Genomic DNA, 15,407 nt, shown 5'->3' on the forward strand with positions numbered 1-15,407 from the left:
GTAGAATCCGCTGTCAAGGGGCGAGAGGGTGCCGAGACACCCTCGAAGGGAGGTGCCGGATGGCGAGACCGACGATCGCCGACATCGCGAACCGGGCCGGGGTGTCCAAGGGCGCGGTGTCGTTCGCGCTGAACGGGCGGCCGGGGGTCAGCGACGCGACCCGGGAGCGGATCCTGAAGATCGCCGAGCAGATGAGCTGGCGGCCGCACAGCGCGGCCCGGGCGCTGGGTGAGGGCCGGGTCGACTCGGTCGGCATGGTGATCGCCCGGCCGGCTCGCACGCTCGGGGTGGAACCGTTCTTCGCGCACCTGCTGTCCGGCGTGCAATCGGGGCTGTCCGCGCGGTCGATCTCGCTGCAGTTGCTGATCGTCGAGGACACCGCGACCGAGCTCGAGGTGTACCGCCGGTGGGCCTCGGAGCACCGCGTCGACGGCGTGATCCTCGTCGACCTGACGGTGAAGGACCCGCGGATCGAGGAGCTCAAGGCGCTCGAACTGCCGGCCGTCGTGATCGGCGGCCGCGGCGGCAAGGGCGCGCTCTCCTCCGTCTGGGCCGACGACCGGGACGCGATGCTGTCGATCGTGGAGTACCTGGCGGCCCTCGGTCACCGCCGGATCGCGCACGTCGCCGGTACGCCGGTCTTCCAGCACACCCAGCGCCGGATCCGGGCCCTCCGCGACGCCGCGCCGCGACTCGGGTTGATCGATGCACCGTCGATCACCACCGACTTCAGCGACGCCGAGGGCGCGGCGACCACGCGCAAGCTGCTCTCCCAGGCGGCCCGGCCGACCGCGATCGTCTACGACAGCGACGTGATGGCGGTGGCCGGCCTGGGTGTCGCGATGGAGATGGGCGTCTCGGTGCCGGGCGACCTGTCGATCGTGGCCTTCGACGACTCGATCCTGACCCAGCTGATGCATCCCGCCCTGACCGCGCTGTCCCGCGACACCTTCGACTTCGGCCGGCAGGCGGCCGAGGTGCTGCTCGAGGTGATCGCCGACCCCACCCAGATGATCAACCGCCGCACCGCCGACCCCATCCTCACCGTCCGCGAGTCCACCGCTCCCCCGCCCTCAGTTGCCCGGGTGCCCTAAACCGTTTTAGCATCCTCCGCATGCCCCTGGATCCCGTCACGTGCCGGTTCGGCGCGAACCACGTCCCCTCGGCCGGCTGGTTCTACAGCTGGCTCGACTACGACGGCGACGCGGTACGGCGGGACTTCGCGGACCTGGCCGGGATCGGCCTGGACCACGTCCGGGTGTTCCCGGTCTGGCCCTGGATCCAGCCGAACCGGGCGATCATCCGCGAGCGCGCCATCGACGACCTGCTCGACACCATCGACGCCGCCGCCGAGCATGGACTGACGGTCGCGGTCGACCTGATCCAGGGCCATCTGTCCAGCTTCGACTTCCTACCGTCGTGGGTGCTGACCTGGCACAAGACCAGCCTGTTCGAGGATCCGGCGGTCCGCGACGGGCTCACGGCGTACGTCGACACCGTGGCGCGCGCGGTCGCGACGCGGCCGAACGTCGTCGCGATCACGCTCGGGAACGAGGTCAACAACCTCTGGCCGGACAGCGCGACCGGCTTCGAGAGCTCGACCGCCTGGGCGCTGGATCTGCTGACCACGGTGAAGAAGGCCGCACCCGACGTCCTTGCCCTGCACTCGCTGTTCGACGACGCCTGGTACAAGGCCGACCACCCGTTCCACCCCGTTGATGTCGTGGAACTGGGTGACCTGAGCACTGTCCACTCGTGGGTTTTCAACGGGGTCTCACGAGTGGACGGTCCCCTCGGGCCGGCGACGCTCACCCACGCCGACTACCTGGTCGAGCTCGCCAAAGCGACCTCGCTCGAGCCGGCCCGACCCGTGTGGTTGCAGGAGATCGGCGTACCGGGGCCGGACATTCCGGTGGAACTGCAGGCCGAGTTCACCCGGCGGACGGTCGAGTCGGTGCTGCCGAATCCCGCGCTGTGGGGTGTGACCTGGTGGTCGTCGCACGACATCGACCGGCGGCTGCTGGACTTCCCGGATCGGGAGTACGACCTGGGCCTGTTCACCGTCGACCATCAGCGGAAGCCGGCCGCGCAAGCGCTCGCGGACGTGATCGCGGAGGTCCGGGCGAACGGCGTACCGCCGCAACCGGCGCCCATCACACTGACGTCACCGGTCAACCTCCGCACTCAGCCGCACCGGCGGCCGGAAGTTGCCCCCGGCAGCCAATTCCACCGCCAGTGGGTCGCCGCCCGCGCCAACGGCCCGGTCCGCATCGTCCTCCCCTGACTCTCTTGCGTCCGAAGATCCGAGGGTCAGGACCCACACTTCTTCGGACGCAACGAATCAATGGATGTCGATCAGGATCTGGATGCCGTCGAGGATGCGGGTCAGGCCGAATTCGAGGTCGTCGTTGAGACCGTCTTCGTACTCCTGGTTCGTGTACAGCGCGGTCAGCATCGGATAGCCGCCCGCGATCAGCCGCGGCACGAGGAACCGGCCGACCTGCTCGGCCTGCACGGGCGTGTTGTCACTGGCCCCGAGCTGCCGCGCCAGGTTCGCGTAGTTGCGTGCATATCCGTCCAGGAGCATCAGGCAACCAAGGTTGTCGTGCTGACTGAGCCCGGTCCCGGCCATCGCCCCGAGAATCGCCTCGATCCAGCGCAGCACGTTGGGCGTCACGGGCGCACCCCGGATCGGGACCTCGAGCAGCCAGGGGCGTACGGCGTACAACTCGACCTGGGCGTGGACCCACGCGGTCGCCGCCGGCCGCCAACCGGACGGGAGCTCCGGCGGTAGTCCGACCGCGGTGTCGTGGACCAGCACGATCAGCTCGTCCTTGGACCGGACGTACCGGTACATCGCGTTCGTGCTGACGCCGAAGTGCGCCGCGATCTTCTGCAGCGAGATCGCCTCGAACCCGTGCCGGTCGCCGAACTCGATCCCGGTCGCCACGATCCGCTCGACCGACAGCGCCGGCTTCGGTCCGCGCCGCTGCACCGGCTGCACACCCCATGACAGCGCCAGCCCCGGCGGCAGGTCCTCGGTCATGACCACCATTCTCAGGGGTGCTGGCACCACCCCGAACTGGGATCCCAAGACCCTGGGACCCGAATTGTTCAATCCCTACGCTTTTTATCAGTAAACCTCACGAAAGCGCAGGTACTCCCGATGAACACCGTTCTCGATCCGCTCCTGCTGCCCGACCAGGTGGCGCTGTCCGCGACCGACCGGCAGGCCGCGTCCGACAAGCTCGACAGCGCTGTCCGGCAGGGCAGGCTGACCCCGCCGCAGGCGCTCGACCGGCACGATCTCCTCGATGCGTCCCACACCCGCGGCGAGCTCCACCAGGTCCTCGACGGCCTGGACGACGCAATCCCGCCGCGTGGACTCACGACCGCACTGCGCGTGACCACCGCTGTCTGGCTGATCACCTGCGTCGTGCAGTTCGTGGTCTGGCTGTCACTGGCCTTCTTCGGCCACTTCGACTGGCCGTGGTGGCTGTACTCCGACCTCGGCCTCGGCGCGGTGGTCGGCATCCTCTGGTGGACCCACGAGTCCTACCACCGCAAGAGCGCCGTACTTCTCAATCGATGACAGGCCCCGGCTCGATCCACGCGTAGCCGCCGTCTTCCAGGCGAACCACCTGGAGGCCGGCGGCCAGGCGCCGTACGTCGTCGGTCTCGATCACGGCGGTCGCCGGGCCGGCGACGTCGAGGACGATCGCGGCGGCGCCCTCCTGGATGGCCGCGGTCGCGACCAGCTTGGTCTGCGCCGGCATCGGGCGGGCGTCAGGGCTCCAGCGGACCAGGCTCTCGGTTCCGGTGAAGGCCAGTAAGGCTTTGCGGCCGTCCTGGCCCTGGAGCAGCGCGACCGCCATGTCCGACGTCTTGTCGTGCGCGAGGCCGTTCTCGTCGTACTCGACCTCGCCGAGCATCGCGACCACCGGCACCAGCAGCCGCGCCTTGGTCAGCGCCGCCAGCATCGCCCCGTGGTCACCCTCCGCGAGCGCCGTGGCCAGCGCGGGGTCGGCCGACCCGTCGTCGTTGTCGAACCCGGTGAAAGCCAGTCGGCGTTGTGGTTGCACGCACACATTGTCTCCCCCGGACCGCCCGGCCATCACAACGGCAATACATCGAGCGGTGCCACGCTCGGGCGGTCGGTCCGGGGCCCGATGTGATGGCCTGGGGATCCGGAGCGGGGTTTCAGGGTGGCGTCAGGGCTGTTCCCCTCTTGGTTCCGGCGCGGACTGTGCGAGCCTGGGTATGTGCCTGACTTCAACGATTTGACGCTGCTGCCGTTCTGCGTAGGCCTCACGCTGCTCGGCCTGATCGGCTCGTGGGCCGCGTGGCGGCGCCGCGGGGTCGCGGCCGGCACGCGCGGCGTGGCCTGGTCCCTGCTCCCGGTCTCGCTCTACCTGACCGGGCTGCTGGAGCTGGTCTGGGACATCGTCAGGTCATCGGTGAGCTGGGTCACCCACCTGATCTTCTCGCCGACCGTGTGGGCCGGGGTCGCGCTGTTCGGCGTCTCGGTGGTGCTGTACGTCGTCTCCGGCGTGGCCCGCGGGCGGCGTGGCGACACCCCGAAGGTACAGAAGAAACCCGCCTCGCCCGCGGGCGAGCTGACCGCCACGGGTCCCGCACCCGCGTCGGCCGCTCCCGCCAAAGCTGCCAAGCCGGCCAAGGGGTCCAAGGCCAAGCAGCAGGAATCGTCGGAGTTCGACGAGATCGAGGACATCTTGAAGCGCCATGGAATCAACTGATATCGCCGCTGACCACGGCACTCTCGCCCCCCTGACCATCGACTCCCTGCTCGACAACGTCCAGTCCGGCCCGCCGCGCCTCGGCCGGACCCGGCTGATCGGCATCGACGGACCGGCCGGCTCCGGCAAGTCCTGCCTCGCGGCGAACGTCGCGGCCCGGGCCGAGGCTCGCGGACTGCACACCGCCGTCATCCACATGGACGACCTGTACGACGGCTGGTCCGGAGCCGAGCGTGGTTTCGGACTGCTGCGCGACCACGTCCTGCAGCGGATCGCGGACGGCCGCGAAGGCCGGTACCGGCGCTACGACTGGCACCTCGGCGCGTACGCCGAACTGCACGTCGTACCGGTCACGATCGAGCTGCTCATCGTCGAGGGCGTCACCTCGTGCGACCGCGACGCCGGCCACTGGCAGTCCCTGCGGCTGTGGATCGAGACGTCGAACGAGATCCGCCTGGACCGAGGCATCGAACGCGACGGCGAGGCCCAGCGCGACCACTGGCTGGAGTGGATGCGGTGGGAGCGCGACCATTTCGCCGACCAGGCCACCCGCTCCCGCGCCCACGTGATCGTCGACGGCAATCCGTCGATCCCGCACGACCCGGCGCTGGAGATCATCACCAAGTCGGTGGCACTACCGCCTCACGACTCAGCCGCTTCCTGAAGGCCATCCCAGGACCACTGCGGGATGACCAGGCCGGACGGCACGTCGTCGGCCGAGCCGTGGTACTGCGCCATCGGCACAGTGGTCGCCCAGGCGAAGTAGTCGTGCAACACGGCACGCAGCCGGTCGTCGGCGAATCCGACATCGGCGAGCGCCTCGTCGAAGCACGCGATCGCCCGGCGATCCATCTCCTCGTGCTGACCGTTCCCGCTGTGCAGCCGGACGACGGACGTCTCGTCCCCGTAGGTCCCGGAGTACGCGACCGGTCCGCCGAGCGCCTCACCCCAGTACGCCGCCAGCCGCTCACTGTGGTCCGGCCGGAACCCGTGGCTGAACGCGTGACTCACGATCTCGTCGGCCATCACCCGCTCATGCCACGCGTTCGCCAGCCGCAGCATCCCGTCAGCCCCACCCGCCGCTTCGTACACCGTCTGCATGGAGTCAGTCTGCCCTCGTCACCTTCCGGACCGCGAGCAGCCTGGCGTGCGGATGATGGATCCACTCCCCTGCGGGCGCCTGGTCGACGTACTGCTGGCGCAGTTCAGCGATGAAGGTGTCGCCCCGGGCGAGCGCGAGCGCCCGCAGCGGTCCGGCCCGGTCCGCGGCGTCGAAGTACGCCGCCGCGCTCGGATGGGTCATCGGATAGGCCACTAGCTCGTCCCGCTCGACGACCGCGTCGACGAGGGCATCGACGAGTCCGTCTTCCCACGAGCGGTCCGCGCGGGCTTCGAGGACCGTGTCGAGGAGGGCGAACGGCCCGGTCTCCTCGGCGACCTCGGGCCAGTAGACAACGCACATCCGGCCGCCCGGCCGTAGCGCACCGAACCACGAGCTGATAGCTGCCGCTGGGGCCGGTAGCTGCTGCAGGCCGAACACCGACACAACCGCGGCGCAGGTGCCGGACCATCGTGGATCAAGCGCCGCGGCATCACCCTGGAAGACGTCGACGTCCGGCAGCCGGCTTGCCCGTTCCCGGGCCAGCCGCACCATCTCCGCCGACAGGTCGATGCCGACGATCGCCCGCCCGGGGAACCGTGGTGCGAGCAGGTCGAGTTCAGGGAAGGTCCCGCAGCACGGCACCAGGATGGGCCCGTCGGGCACCTCGGCCACCGCCTCGACAGCAGCCTTCACCCAGGGCGCGAAGCGGGGCACGAAGTACGCCTGATAGCCATCGGCCGCCTCGTCCCATCCGCGCGCCGTCCGGCTGAGACGCTCGTCGGGCTCGGTCATCGGATCTCCTCCGTCGACATCGTGATCGCCGCGAGCCGGCGGCGGACGTGGTCTCGTTCCGGTTCGGCGCCGGCCAGGCGCAACGCCCGCTCGTACGCCGCGGTTGCCTCGGGCAAGCGTCCGAGCCGGTGCAGCAGGTCGGCGCGGGCGAGGGCGAACGGGTGGTAGTCGCGCAGCCGGGGTTCGCCGGCGAGCTCGTCCAGCAGCGCCAGCCCGGCCTCGGGTCCGTCGCGCATCGCGATCGCGGCGGCGCGGTTGAGCGCGATCACCGGAGATGGGTCGATCGCGAGCAGGACGTCGTACAGCGTGACGATCTGCGGCCAGTCGGTGCCGGCGAAGTCGGCGGCCTCGTCGTGGAGGGCGGCGATCGCGGCCTGGACGGCGTACGGGCCGGCCGAGCCGCCGGTGAGGGCGGCGACCACCAGGTCCCGGCCTTCGGTGATCATGGCGCGGTCCCAGCGGTCGCGGTCCTGGTCTTCGAGCAGGATGATCTCGCCGTCAGGTCCGCTGCGAGCGTCCCGGCGGGCGTGGATCAGCAGCATCAAGGAGAGCAGCCCGGTCACCTCGCGCTCCTTCGGGAGCAGCCGGTGCAGGATCCGGGCCAGCCGGATCGCCTCCTCGGCGAGGTCGAGGCGTTGCAGGTACGGGCCGGAGCTGGCGGCGTACCCCTCGGTGAAGACCGAGTAGATCACCTGCAGTACGCCGGGCAGGCGCTCCGGCAGCTCGTCCGGGCCGGGGACGCGGAACGGGATCCGCGCTTCCCGGATCTTCGTCTTCGCCCGGACGATCCGCTTCGCCATCGTCGCGGTCGGGACCAGGAACGCCCGCGCCACCTCCGGCGTGGTCAGCCCGGCCAGGCAGCGCAGGGTCAGCGCACCCCGGTCCTCGGGCGCGAGCGCCGGATGCGCGCAGGTGAAGAACAGTTCCAACCGCTCGTCCGGCAACTGGCCGTCCATGGATGGCGGCGCGGCCCGGTCCGCCTCGACCTGCAGTACGGCGAGTTTGGCGGCGTACACCTGGTCACGCCGCAACCGGTCGACCGCCTTCCGCCGGGCTGTGGTCATCAGCCAGCCGCCCGGGTTCGGCGGTACGCCGTCGACCGGCCAGCGCACCAGCGCCGCCTCGATCGCCTCCGAGGCGACCTCCTCGGCCAGGTCGAGGTCGCCGAACCGCCGGACGAGCGCGGCCAGCAGCCGGCCGCGCTCCTCCCGGAAGACCTCCTCGACCTGGTCCACGTCAGAACTCCGCGACCGGGCGGACCACCACCGAGCCTCCGGCCCGTGATCCCGGGCATTTGGCCGCCCAGTCGAGCGCGACGTCGAGATCGGGTACGTCGATCACGAAGAACCCGCCGAGCACCTCCCGGGTCTCGGCGAACGGCCCGTCGGTGACGGTCCGCTTCCCGTCGTTGGCGACCTGCACCCGGGTGGCCGTGACCAGGTCGGCCAGCGATTCCGACGCCACGACGACGCCCGAATCGTTGATCTCCTTGTCGAACCGCATCCAGTCCTCCGGCTCACACCCGACCGCTCCCCCGCTCGCGTCGAGCTCACCGGCGTTGATCAAGAGCATGTACTTCATCAGAACCTCCTGTCAGCGTGTCTACAGCATCACCACGAACGGGGTCCCCTCCGATGGACAAAGATGTACCGAACAACGGGTAGTAGTCACCCCGAGCCGCCCTCCGTCGGCCCGGCCCAGCGGAAGCAGCGCGAGGAAACCGAACTACTACCCGTTCTTCGGTACGCATAGGCGAGGATGGGTCCCATGAGCGTCTTGCCTTCGGGAGAGCAGTGGAGCGTCCAGGCCGGCGGGTACGCCGCGACCGTGGTGAGTGTCGGCGGCGGGGTGCGCGGGCTCACGTACGACGGGCGGCCGGTGCTGCTCGGGTACGGCGAGGACGAGCCGGCGCACGCGGGGATCGGCCAGCACCTGTTCCCGTGGCCGAACCGGATCTCGGACGGGAAGTACACCTTCCAGGGCGTCGACCAGCAGCTCGCTCTGACCGAGCCCACCCGGCAGAACGCGATCCATGGCCTGACTCGCTGGGCGAACTGGGAGCGCGCGGACGACGGGACCGACCCGGCGGTGGTCGAGGCCGGCCACCGGCTCCACGGCCAGCCGGGATACCCGCATCAGCTCGACCTCCGGCTCACCTATCGGCTGGGCGACGACGGGCTGACTGTCGACGCCACCGCCACGAACGTCGGCGCGAGCGACGCACCGTACGGGTACGGCACCCATCCCTACCTGAGCGTGGGCCGTCGGATCGACGAGTGCGTGCTGGAGTTCAGTGCGGCTGAGTGGCTGGAGGTGTCACCCGAGCGGATGACACCGATCGGGCTCACCCCGGTCGCCGGCTCGCCTTTCGACTTCACCGCCGGCCGGGTGCTCGGAGAGTTGGACATCGACAACGCGTTCACCGGTCTCGGCGGCGGTTCGTGGTCGGTCGCGCTGACCGATCCGGACACCGGCGCCAAGGCGGTCCTGACCAGTGACACGCCATGGCTGCAGCTCTACACCGGCGCCGCGATCGGACGTACGGCGCTCGCCGTCGAGCCGATGACCTGTCCGCCGAACGCGTTCATCACCGGGCAGGACCTGATCGTCCTGAAGCCCGGTGAGTCGCACACCACGACGTTGCGGGTGTCGGCCTAGATCTCCGGGTGCCTGGTGGCCGGGCCGGCGCCGTGTTCTCGGGCCACCGCCGCCAGCTCCTTGGCGGCCCGGCTCGCCCGGGATCCTTCGGCGGCCTGGACCGCGAGGATCCCGAGCCGGTTGCCGTCGGCATCGAACAGCTGGAGCCAGGCGTCGCCGGAGCGGAACCGCAGCGCCGAGATGTCGCCCCACGGCACCGTGTACGACTTGAACACGTTGCGCACCCGCAGCCGGTCCGGGTACGCCGTGACCCGCAGCGTGGTCATCCGGTACAGGATCCACAGCACGGCGCCGAAGAACGCCAGCAGCGTGAGCCGCTGGAACCAGCTGAACGACTCCCGCGCGTCGGCCGGCAGCCGGAACCAGATCACCCCGAACACGGCGATCAGTGACAGACCCATCAGACCGGCCATCAGCGCCACGATCCGCGGATGGAAGGTGAACAGCCGGTCGGTCATGTCAGATCCTGCAGGCGTGGATGTCGGTGGTGAGGATGGCACGTGCGCCCACCTCCCATAGCTGGTCCATCAGCCGCTGCGCGTCGGCCCGCTGGACCATCACCCGGACGGCGACCCAGCCCTGCCGGTGCAGCGGCGAGACCGTCGGCGACTCGAGGCCGGGTGCGACCGCGGTCGCCGCGTCGACGTCCTCGGCGCGGATGTCGTAGTCCATCATCACGTAGTTGCGCGCGATCAGGACGCCCTCGAGCCGGCGGACCAGCTGCTGGATCCCGTTCGGCGGGGTCTCCACGCCGTGCCGTTTGATCAGCACGGCCTCGGACTTCAGGATCGGGTCGCCGAACACCTCCAGTCCGGCCTGGCGCAGCGTCGTACCCGTTTCGACGACGTCGGCGATCACGTCCGCGACGCCCAACTGGACGGCCGACTCGACCGCGCCGTCGAGGCGGACCACGGCAGCGTCCACGCCGTTCTCGGCCAGGTGATCCTGCAGGACCCCGGCGTACGACGTGGCGATCCGCTTGCCGGCCAGGTCCTTGATGGTGTCGGCGACGCCGGGCCGGCCGGCGAACCGGAAGGTGGACGAGCCGAAGCCGAGTTCCATGATCACGTCCGCGTCCGCGTGCGAGTCGAGCACCAGGTCGCGGCCGGAGATGCCCACGTCGAGCGTGCCCTCGCCGACGTACACGGCGATGTCCCGCGGGCGCAGGTAGTAGAACTCGACCTCGTTGGCCGTGTCGGTGAGGGTGAGGTCCTTGGTGGTCCGGCGCTGTTTGTAGCCGGCCTCGGTGAGCATCTCGATGGCGGCTTCGCTCAACGAGCCCTTGTTGGGTACTGCGACGCGCAGCATGGCACTGCCCTTTCGATGGTGAGGTGAACCGGTGGGTCTGTGGGGCGTCTCCTACAGATGTCGGTACACGTCGTCGAGATCCAGGCCGAGCGCGTGCATCATCACCTGGGCGTGGTAGAGCAGCTGTGACAGCTCTTCCGCAGCCCGGTCCTTGCTCTCGTACTCGGCAGCCATCCACGACTCGGCGGCCTCTTCGACCAGCTTCTTGCCGATCGCGTGCACGCCGGCATCCAGCGCCGCCACGGTCCCGGAACCCTCCGGCCGCGTCGCCGCCTTCTCACCCAGCTCGGCAAACAGCTCCTCAAATCTCTTCATCGCGCGCCCAGCCTACGGGGCCGGTGCGGCGGGATCGTCCCCAGGTCCGGTAGGCGGACCCGATCTGTGGGTTACTGGAGTCGTGGACGAACAAGTGCAGATCTCGGTGATGCTGGCGGTGCCGGACGCCCCGGCCGCGGCGGAGTGGTACGCGCGGGCGCTCGGCGCCGTGGAGCTGTGGAACCTGGGCAGCGTGATCGGGCTGAGCGTCGGCGGCGCTGCCTTCTTCCTCGGCGAGCCAGGCAACAACGGCTGGGCCACGCCTGAGGCCGTCGGCCTCCCGACGGTGCGGGTCGAGGTCTTCGTGGACGACCCGGACACGTTCATCCAGCGCGCCGTCGACGCCGGCGCAGACCCGAGGAAGGACCCGGTGCGCACCCACGCGATGCCCTGGGGCCCGCACCGGCAGGGCACCTTCTTGGACCCCTTCGGCCACCTGTGGTTCGTCGGGGACAAGTCGCCGCTACTGCCCCATCAGGGCGGCTGACAGGGTGCGCGGGGGCGAGTGGGCGTCGACGTAGTAGGAGTGGCGCTCGGACAAGAACTGCTTGACCATCGCGTAGTCGAGGGTGTCGTCAGGCGCGCGCAGGTGGAACGGCGGTGGGTAGAAGGCGTCGCCGAGCAGCATGACGCCGGAATCGATCGCCACCAGGGAGTCCGGCGCGTGGTTGCCACCGACATGACGCAGTACGACGCCTGTCGGCAGCGTGAGCGTGTCGTCGAAGGTCTGGTGCGGGAGGACGATGCGGAAGTCCGCCCAGTCGGGGACCGCGAGGGCGCGGGCGCGGAAGCTGGGGGCGAGTTTGGGGTTGGCTTTGACCTGGTCGTAGAGGTAGCGATGGCTCCACGGGCGATCGGCCTCGGCGCGGAGAAGCTCGACGGACGCGGCGTGGGCGACCACGGTAACGTCGCCCGGCCAGGCGCAGGCACCCCAGGTGTGGTCCCAGTGGTGGTGGGTGTAGACGAGCCACTTCGGCGCGGGCAGCCCGGCGGTCGCGATGGCTGACTGGATGTCGCGGGCATGTTCGGGGCTGTTGCCGGCGTCGATCAGGACGCTGCCACGGTCGTCGGCGATGACGGCTACGGACGGGCGGACCGCGTCGGGGTCAGGGTCGTGCGGGTAGAGCCAGACCCGGCCGGTCAAGTGTTCGAGCACCTGGCCGACGATAGTGCGCATGCACACTCCCCGCAGAGTCCGTGACCTCGGCGTCGTTGTCGGCGCGCTCCCTCCCGGTGCGCTCAACGCGATCACCGACGTACCTGGGGTGCGGGTCGGGCAGACGACGATCTCCGGTGGCGATCTCAACACCGGGGTGACGGCGATCGTGCCGGACGGGTACGCCGACGGACTGCCGGCGGCGGTTGCGGTCGGCAACGGGTACGGCAAACTCGTCGGCTCCACCCAGGTTGACGAACTCGGGGTGATCGAGACCCCGATCCTGCTCACCGGGACGTTGAGCGTCTTCCGCGTAGCCGACGCCTTCCTCACCTGGCTCCTCGACCGCGACCCGAACGCGACCAGCCTCAATCCGATCGTCGGCGAAACCAACGACGGCTACCTCTCCGACATCCGCCGCCGCCCGATCACCCCCGAACACGTCCACGCCGCCCTGGACTCGGCCTCCCCCGACGTCCCCGCCGAGGGGTGCGTAGGAGCCGGCACCGGTACGTCGGCCCTCGGCTTCAAAGCCGGAATCGGCACTGCCTCCCGCACCCTCGCCTCCCTCGCAGCTGGCGTGGGCACCGTCGGTGCTCTGGTTCAGTCCAACTTCTCCGGTCTGCTCACGGTCCTCGGCACTCCGATCCCGGCTCAGGCGCTCGACGCCGACGGCAACTCCTGCATGATCGTCGTCGCCACCGACCTCCCGCTCGACGCCCGCCAACTCGGCCGCCTGGCCCGGCGCGCGATCTTCGCGCTCGCCCGCGTCGGCTCCGACTACTCCCCCGGCAGCGGCGACTACGCCATCGCCTTCACCACCAACCGCACCCCCGGCCTTGCCGACCGCGACCTCCGCGGCCCGTTCCAAGCCGTCACCGAGTCCGTCGAGGAAGCCCTCCTCAACTCCCTGACGATGGCCCACACCACCACCGGCCACGGCGGCAACAGCGCCCGAGCCGTCCCCCACGACCTCATCATCGAGCGGCTGAGGTCGGCCGGCGTACTTCGCTGATCCGCCCGCGGCTCCACCTTGAGCACCCACCAACCACTTTCGGCGCCTGGAAGTGGTTGGTGGGTGCTCAAGGTCGAATCGGACCGCGGGATGGAGGTGTTCCGGCTCTACCAGCCGATGATCGGCGCGATGGACGACGTCCTGGCCGGCTACAGCGGGGCCGGGCTCGACCTGATCGCCGGCTTCCTCCGCCGCAGCAGCGAGGCCGGCGAGCGGGCGAACGACCAGCTGGCTCAGGAGTAGAGGTCGGACAGCGTGCGGCCGAGCCTCGCCAGCTCGGTCCGCAGCTCCGGAGGCTCCAGCACCTCCACGGCATCGCCGAACCGGCAGAACGCAGCAGCCGCGTTCGGCACCGACTCGATCGGCAGTGTGACCGTCACACTGCCGTCCTCCGCCGGCTCAGCCGCCGCGACCGCCTTCACCAACTGGGGGAACGAGACGTCATGCATGCGCCCGACCAACCGCGCCGACACCCGCAGTACGGCGTACGCGGTGAAGCGGACCTGGTCGAACTGATCGAGATGCTCCTGCCAGTACCGCGAGAGGTCGAAACCTTCGGTCCGCTCGAACTCCTCCTCGGTCGGCGTCAGCTCGAGGATGTTGGAGACCCGGTACGTGCGCATCCCGTTGGCGGTCGCGGCAACGACGTACCAACTGCCGTTCTTGAGCACGAGCCCGTACGGCGCCAGCACGCGCTCGACCTCGCGCGGCTCCTCCCACCGGCGGTAGAGCACCGTGATCCGGCGGTCATGCAATACGGCGTCGGCGACGGCGGCGAGATGCGGTGAGTTCTCGGCGTCCTGGTACCAGGCGGGCAGGTCGAGGTGGAAGCGGTTCTTCAGCCGCCCGGCGCGATCCCGCTGGTCCGGCGCCAGCGCGGCCAGCAGCTTCAGCTCGGCCCCGCTCGTCTCGGCGGTCAACCCGAACGCCGCGGCCGCGCCCGGCAGGCCGACGAGGAACAGCGCGGCCGCCTCCTGCTCGGTGAGTCCGGTCAGCCTGGTCCGGTACCCCTCGACCAGCCGATAGCCGCCGGCCCGCCCCTGATCGGCGTACACCGGAACGCCGGCCGCCGCGAGCGCCTCGACGTCGCGGTAGATGGTCCGCAGCGACACCTCGAGTTCGTCGGCGAGCTCACGCGCGGTCAACTGCCGCCGCGTCTGCAGCAACAGCAGGATCGACAGCAACCGACTCGAACGCATGCTCCGAGGTTAGCCGCAAACACTGCCATGACCTGTCAGGTATGGCGGCGAAGCTTGGCTGCATGACGACATGGACCAAGGTGACCGGCGACTTCGACTTCCTCAACGGGTACTTCGACGTCCGGCACCGAACCTTGAAGCAAGCCTTCGCCGGCAGCGACGAGTGGCTGGAGTACGACGGGACGACGACGGCACACACGTACTTCGACGGGGCGATCAGCATCGACGAGATGCGCTTCCCGACGAAAGGGTCGTACGGCCTGTCGGTGCGGCTGTTCGACCCGGTCGCCAAGGAGTGGAGCATCTGGTGGATCAACAGCACCACGATGCGGCTCTATCCCCCGGTGCGCGGCGGCTGGTCGGAGGACGGCTCGACCTGCCGGCTGGTCGGTGAAGACGAGCTCGACGGGAAGCCGATCCTCTGCAGCTACGAATGGTCGGACATCACCGCGGAGACCGCGCACTGGGAGCAGGCGTACTCCAACGACGGCGGCGAGACCTGGGAAACCAACTGGATCATGGACTTCACCCGCCGGTCCACGCCGCCACCCGCTCTCGACATCCCCAAGGTGACCGGTGACTTCGACTTCCTCGTCGGTCGCTGGGACATGCACAACAGCCGCCGCAAGCCTGTGTTGGGCGAGCCGGCCGAGTGGTACGACATGGAGTCCGAGATGGAAGTCACTACGTACTTCGACGGAGCGATCAGCTTCGACGAGGGCTGGTTCCCGACCGAGGGCTTCCGCGGCGCAACCCTGCGCATCTACAACCCCGAGTCGAAGACCTGGGCCATCCACTGGATCAACAGCCTCCGCGGCCAACTGGAGACCCCCGTCATCGGCTCCTTCGCCGAGGACGGCACCGGGACCTTCGAGGGTCCGGACGTCTGGGACGGTCAGCCCATCGACGTCCGCTTCCTCTGGACCCCAGGCGTCGACAAAGCCGCCTGGGAGCAATCCTTCTCCACCGACGGCGGCAAAACCTGGCTCCCCAACTGGAAAATGCAACACACCCGGATCAAGTAGGGGTGGCCGTTCCCACGCACTGCCCGCCCAACTGCGCATCCGTTCAGCCATCGAGTCGTGGATCGGGGTCGGCGAGAAGG

21 protein-coding genes are annotated in these 15,407 nt (G+C 69.6%); 10 read left to right on the forward strand and 11 right to left on the reverse strand.

Going from position 1 to position 15,407, the window contains the following annotated elements; translation table 11 throughout:
* Window positions 1–59: 59 nt before the first annotated feature.
* Both OG558_RS00195 and OG558_RS00200 read left to right on the forward strand, forming a co-directional pair.
* Window positions 60–1,094, forward strand: a complete 1,035-nt coding sequence (locus OG558_RS00195; RefSeq protein ID WP_405068399.1) for a LacI family DNA-binding transcriptional regulator — start codon at window positions 60–62, stop codon at window positions 1,092–1,094.
* Window positions 1,095–1,114: 20 nt separating this feature from the next.
* On the forward strand, window positions 1,115–2,284 hold the full coding sequence (locus OG558_RS00200) for a glycosyl hydrolase (protein WP_405068400.1): 1,170 nt from the start codon (window positions 1,115–1,117) through the stop codon (window positions 2,282–2,284).
* A 57-nt stretch (window positions 2,285–2,341) separates the two neighbouring features.
* Here OG558_RS00200 and OG558_RS00205 read toward each other — a convergent pair whose 3' ends face one another.
* On the reverse strand, window positions 2,342–3,046 hold the full coding sequence (locus OG558_RS00205) for a TetR/AcrR family transcriptional regulator (protein ID WP_405068401.1): 705 nt from the start codon (window positions 3,044–3,046) through the stop codon (window positions 2,342–2,344).
* A gap of 120 nt (window positions 3,047–3,166) precedes the next feature.
* Between OG558_RS00205 and OG558_RS00210 the strand changes: the two genes are divergently transcribed.
* Complete coding sequence (locus OG558_RS00210; protein WP_405068402.1) at window positions 3,167–3,592, forward strand: DUF1707 domain-containing protein; 426 nt, start codon at window positions 3,167–3,169, stop codon at window positions 3,590–3,592.
* Here the strand turns inward: OG558_RS00210 and OG558_RS00215 are convergent.
* Entirely contained in the window at window positions 3,582–4,082 is a 501-nt protein-coding gene (locus tag OG558_RS00215) for an SseB family protein (protein ID WP_405068403.1), read from the reverse strand. The genes OG558_RS00210 and OG558_RS00215 overlap by 11 nt on opposite strands.
* Before the next feature lie 180 nt (window positions 4,083–4,262).
* Between OG558_RS00215 and OG558_RS00220 the strand changes: the two genes are divergently transcribed.
* Entirely contained in the window at window positions 4,263–4,757 is a 495-nt protein-coding gene (locus OG558_RS00220; RefSeq protein WP_405068404.1) for a hypothetical protein, read from the forward strand.
* On the forward strand, window positions 4,744–5,421 hold the full coding sequence (locus OG558_RS00225) for a uridine kinase (protein ID WP_405068405.1): 678 nt from the start codon (window positions 4,744–4,746) through the stop codon (window positions 5,419–5,421). The genes OG558_RS00220 and OG558_RS00225 overlap by 14 nt, the downstream gene beginning before the upstream one ends.
* Here the strand turns inward: OG558_RS00225 and OG558_RS00230 are convergent.
* Genes OG558_RS00230 through OG558_RS00245 form a run of 4 tightly spaced genes read right to left on the reverse strand, consistent with a single transcriptional unit; the run spans window position 5,400 to window position 8,232 of the window.
* Entirely contained in the window at window positions 5,400–5,858 is a 459-nt protein-coding gene (locus OG558_RS00230; protein ID WP_405068406.1) for a group II truncated hemoglobin, read from the reverse strand. The two genes, OG558_RS00225 and OG558_RS00230, sit on opposite strands and share 22 nt — an antisense overlap.
* 4 nt (window positions 5,859–5,862) lie before the next feature.
* Entirely contained in the window at window positions 5,863–6,651 is a 789-nt protein-coding gene (locus OG558_RS00235) for a class I SAM-dependent methyltransferase (protein ID WP_405068407.1), read from the reverse strand.
* On the reverse strand, window positions 6,648–7,886 hold the full coding sequence (locus OG558_RS00240; protein ID WP_405068408.1) for an RNA polymerase sigma factor: 1,239 nt from the start codon (window positions 7,884–7,886) through the stop codon (window positions 6,648–6,650). The genes OG558_RS00235 and OG558_RS00240 overlap by 4 nt, the downstream gene beginning before the upstream one ends.
* A gap of 1 nt (window position 7,887) precedes the next feature.
* Window positions 7,888–8,232 (reverse strand): YciI family protein, encoded by a 345-nt coding sequence (locus OG558_RS00245; RefSeq protein WP_405068409.1) that lies wholly within the window; start codon window positions 8,230–8,232, stop codon window positions 7,888–7,890.
* A 186-nt stretch (window positions 8,233–8,418) separates the two neighbouring features.
* On the opposite strand from OG558_RS00245, the gene OG558_RS00250 reads away from it, so the two are divergent.
* Window positions 8,419–9,309: an aldose 1-epimerase family protein gene (locus tag OG558_RS00250; protein ID WP_405068410.1), complete on the forward strand. Its 891-nt coding sequence runs from the start codon at window positions 8,419–8,421 to the stop codon at window positions 9,307–9,309.
* On the opposite strand, the gene OG558_RS00255 is transcribed toward OG558_RS00250, so the two are convergent.
* From OG558_RS00255 to OG558_RS00265, 3 genes are read right to left on the reverse strand one after another with little or no spacing between them, the layout of a single operon-like run.
* Window positions 9,306–9,767, reverse strand: a complete 462-nt coding sequence (locus OG558_RS00255) for a PH domain-containing protein (protein WP_329480560.1) — start codon at window positions 9,765–9,767, stop codon at window positions 9,306–9,308. The genes OG558_RS00250 and OG558_RS00255 overlap by 4 nt on opposite strands.
* A 1-nt stretch (window position 9,768) precedes the next feature.
* Window positions 9,769–10,617, reverse strand: a complete 849-nt coding sequence (hisG, locus tag OG558_RS00260; RefSeq protein WP_329480562.1) for an ATP phosphoribosyltransferase — start codon at window positions 10,615–10,617, stop codon at window positions 9,769–9,771.
* Between the two features lie 51 nt (window positions 10,618–10,668).
* On the reverse strand, window positions 10,669–10,932 hold the full coding sequence (locus OG558_RS00265) for a phosphoribosyl-ATP diphosphatase (protein ID WP_328518885.1): 264 nt from the start codon (window positions 10,930–10,932) through the stop codon (window positions 10,669–10,671).
* Between the two features lie 82 nt (window positions 10,933–11,014).
* Here OG558_RS00265 and OG558_RS00270 point away from each other — a divergent pair, with 82 nt between their 5' ends.
* Complete coding sequence (locus OG558_RS00270; protein WP_405068411.1) at window positions 11,015–11,419, forward strand: VOC family protein; 405 nt, start codon at window positions 11,015–11,017, stop codon at window positions 11,417–11,419.
* On the opposite strand, the gene OG558_RS00275 is transcribed toward OG558_RS00270, so the two are convergent.
* Window positions 11,396–12,109: an MBL fold metallo-hydrolase gene (locus OG558_RS00275; protein ID WP_405068412.1), complete on the reverse strand. Its 714-nt coding sequence runs from the start codon at window positions 12,107–12,109 to the stop codon at window positions 11,396–11,398. The two genes, OG558_RS00270 and OG558_RS00275, sit on opposite strands and share 24 nt — an antisense overlap.
* Between OG558_RS00275 and OG558_RS00280 the strand changes: the two genes are divergently transcribed.
* Together OG558_RS00280 and OG558_RS00285 are read left to right on the forward strand one after the other, a co-directional pair.
* Window positions 12,108–13,103: a P1 family peptidase gene (locus OG558_RS00280; protein WP_405068413.1), complete on the forward strand. Its 996-nt coding sequence runs from the start codon at window positions 12,108–12,110 to the stop codon at window positions 13,101–13,103. The genes OG558_RS00275 and OG558_RS00280 overlap by 2 nt on opposite strands.
* A gap of 63 nt (window positions 13,104–13,166) precedes the next feature.
* A complete protein-coding gene (locus OG558_RS00285; protein WP_405068414.1) occupies window positions 13,167–13,346 on the forward strand; it encodes a hypothetical protein in 180 nt (59 codons plus the stop codon).
* Here OG558_RS00285 and OG558_RS00290 read toward each other — a convergent pair.
* Window positions 13,337–14,302, reverse strand: coding sequence for a helix-turn-helix transcriptional regulator (locus tag OG558_RS00290; RefSeq protein ID WP_405068415.1), 966 nt, complete (start codon window positions 14,300–14,302; stop codon window positions 13,337–13,339). The genes OG558_RS00285 and OG558_RS00290 overlap by 10 nt on opposite strands.
* Window positions 14,303–14,364: 62 nt before the next feature.
* On the opposite strand from OG558_RS00290, the gene OG558_RS00295 reads away from it, so the two are divergent.
* Window positions 14,365–15,327 (forward strand): hypothetical protein, encoded by a 963-nt coding sequence (locus tag OG558_RS00295; RefSeq protein WP_405068416.1) that lies wholly within the window; start codon window positions 14,365–14,367, stop codon window positions 15,325–15,327.
* The last annotated feature ends 80 nt before the right edge of the window (window positions 15,328–15,407 follow it).

The organism is Kribbella sp. NBC_01510 (genome assembly GCF_045040325.1).
Classification (GTDB): domain Bacteria; phylum Actinomycetota; class Actinomycetes; order Propionibacteriales; family Kribbellaceae; genus Kribbella.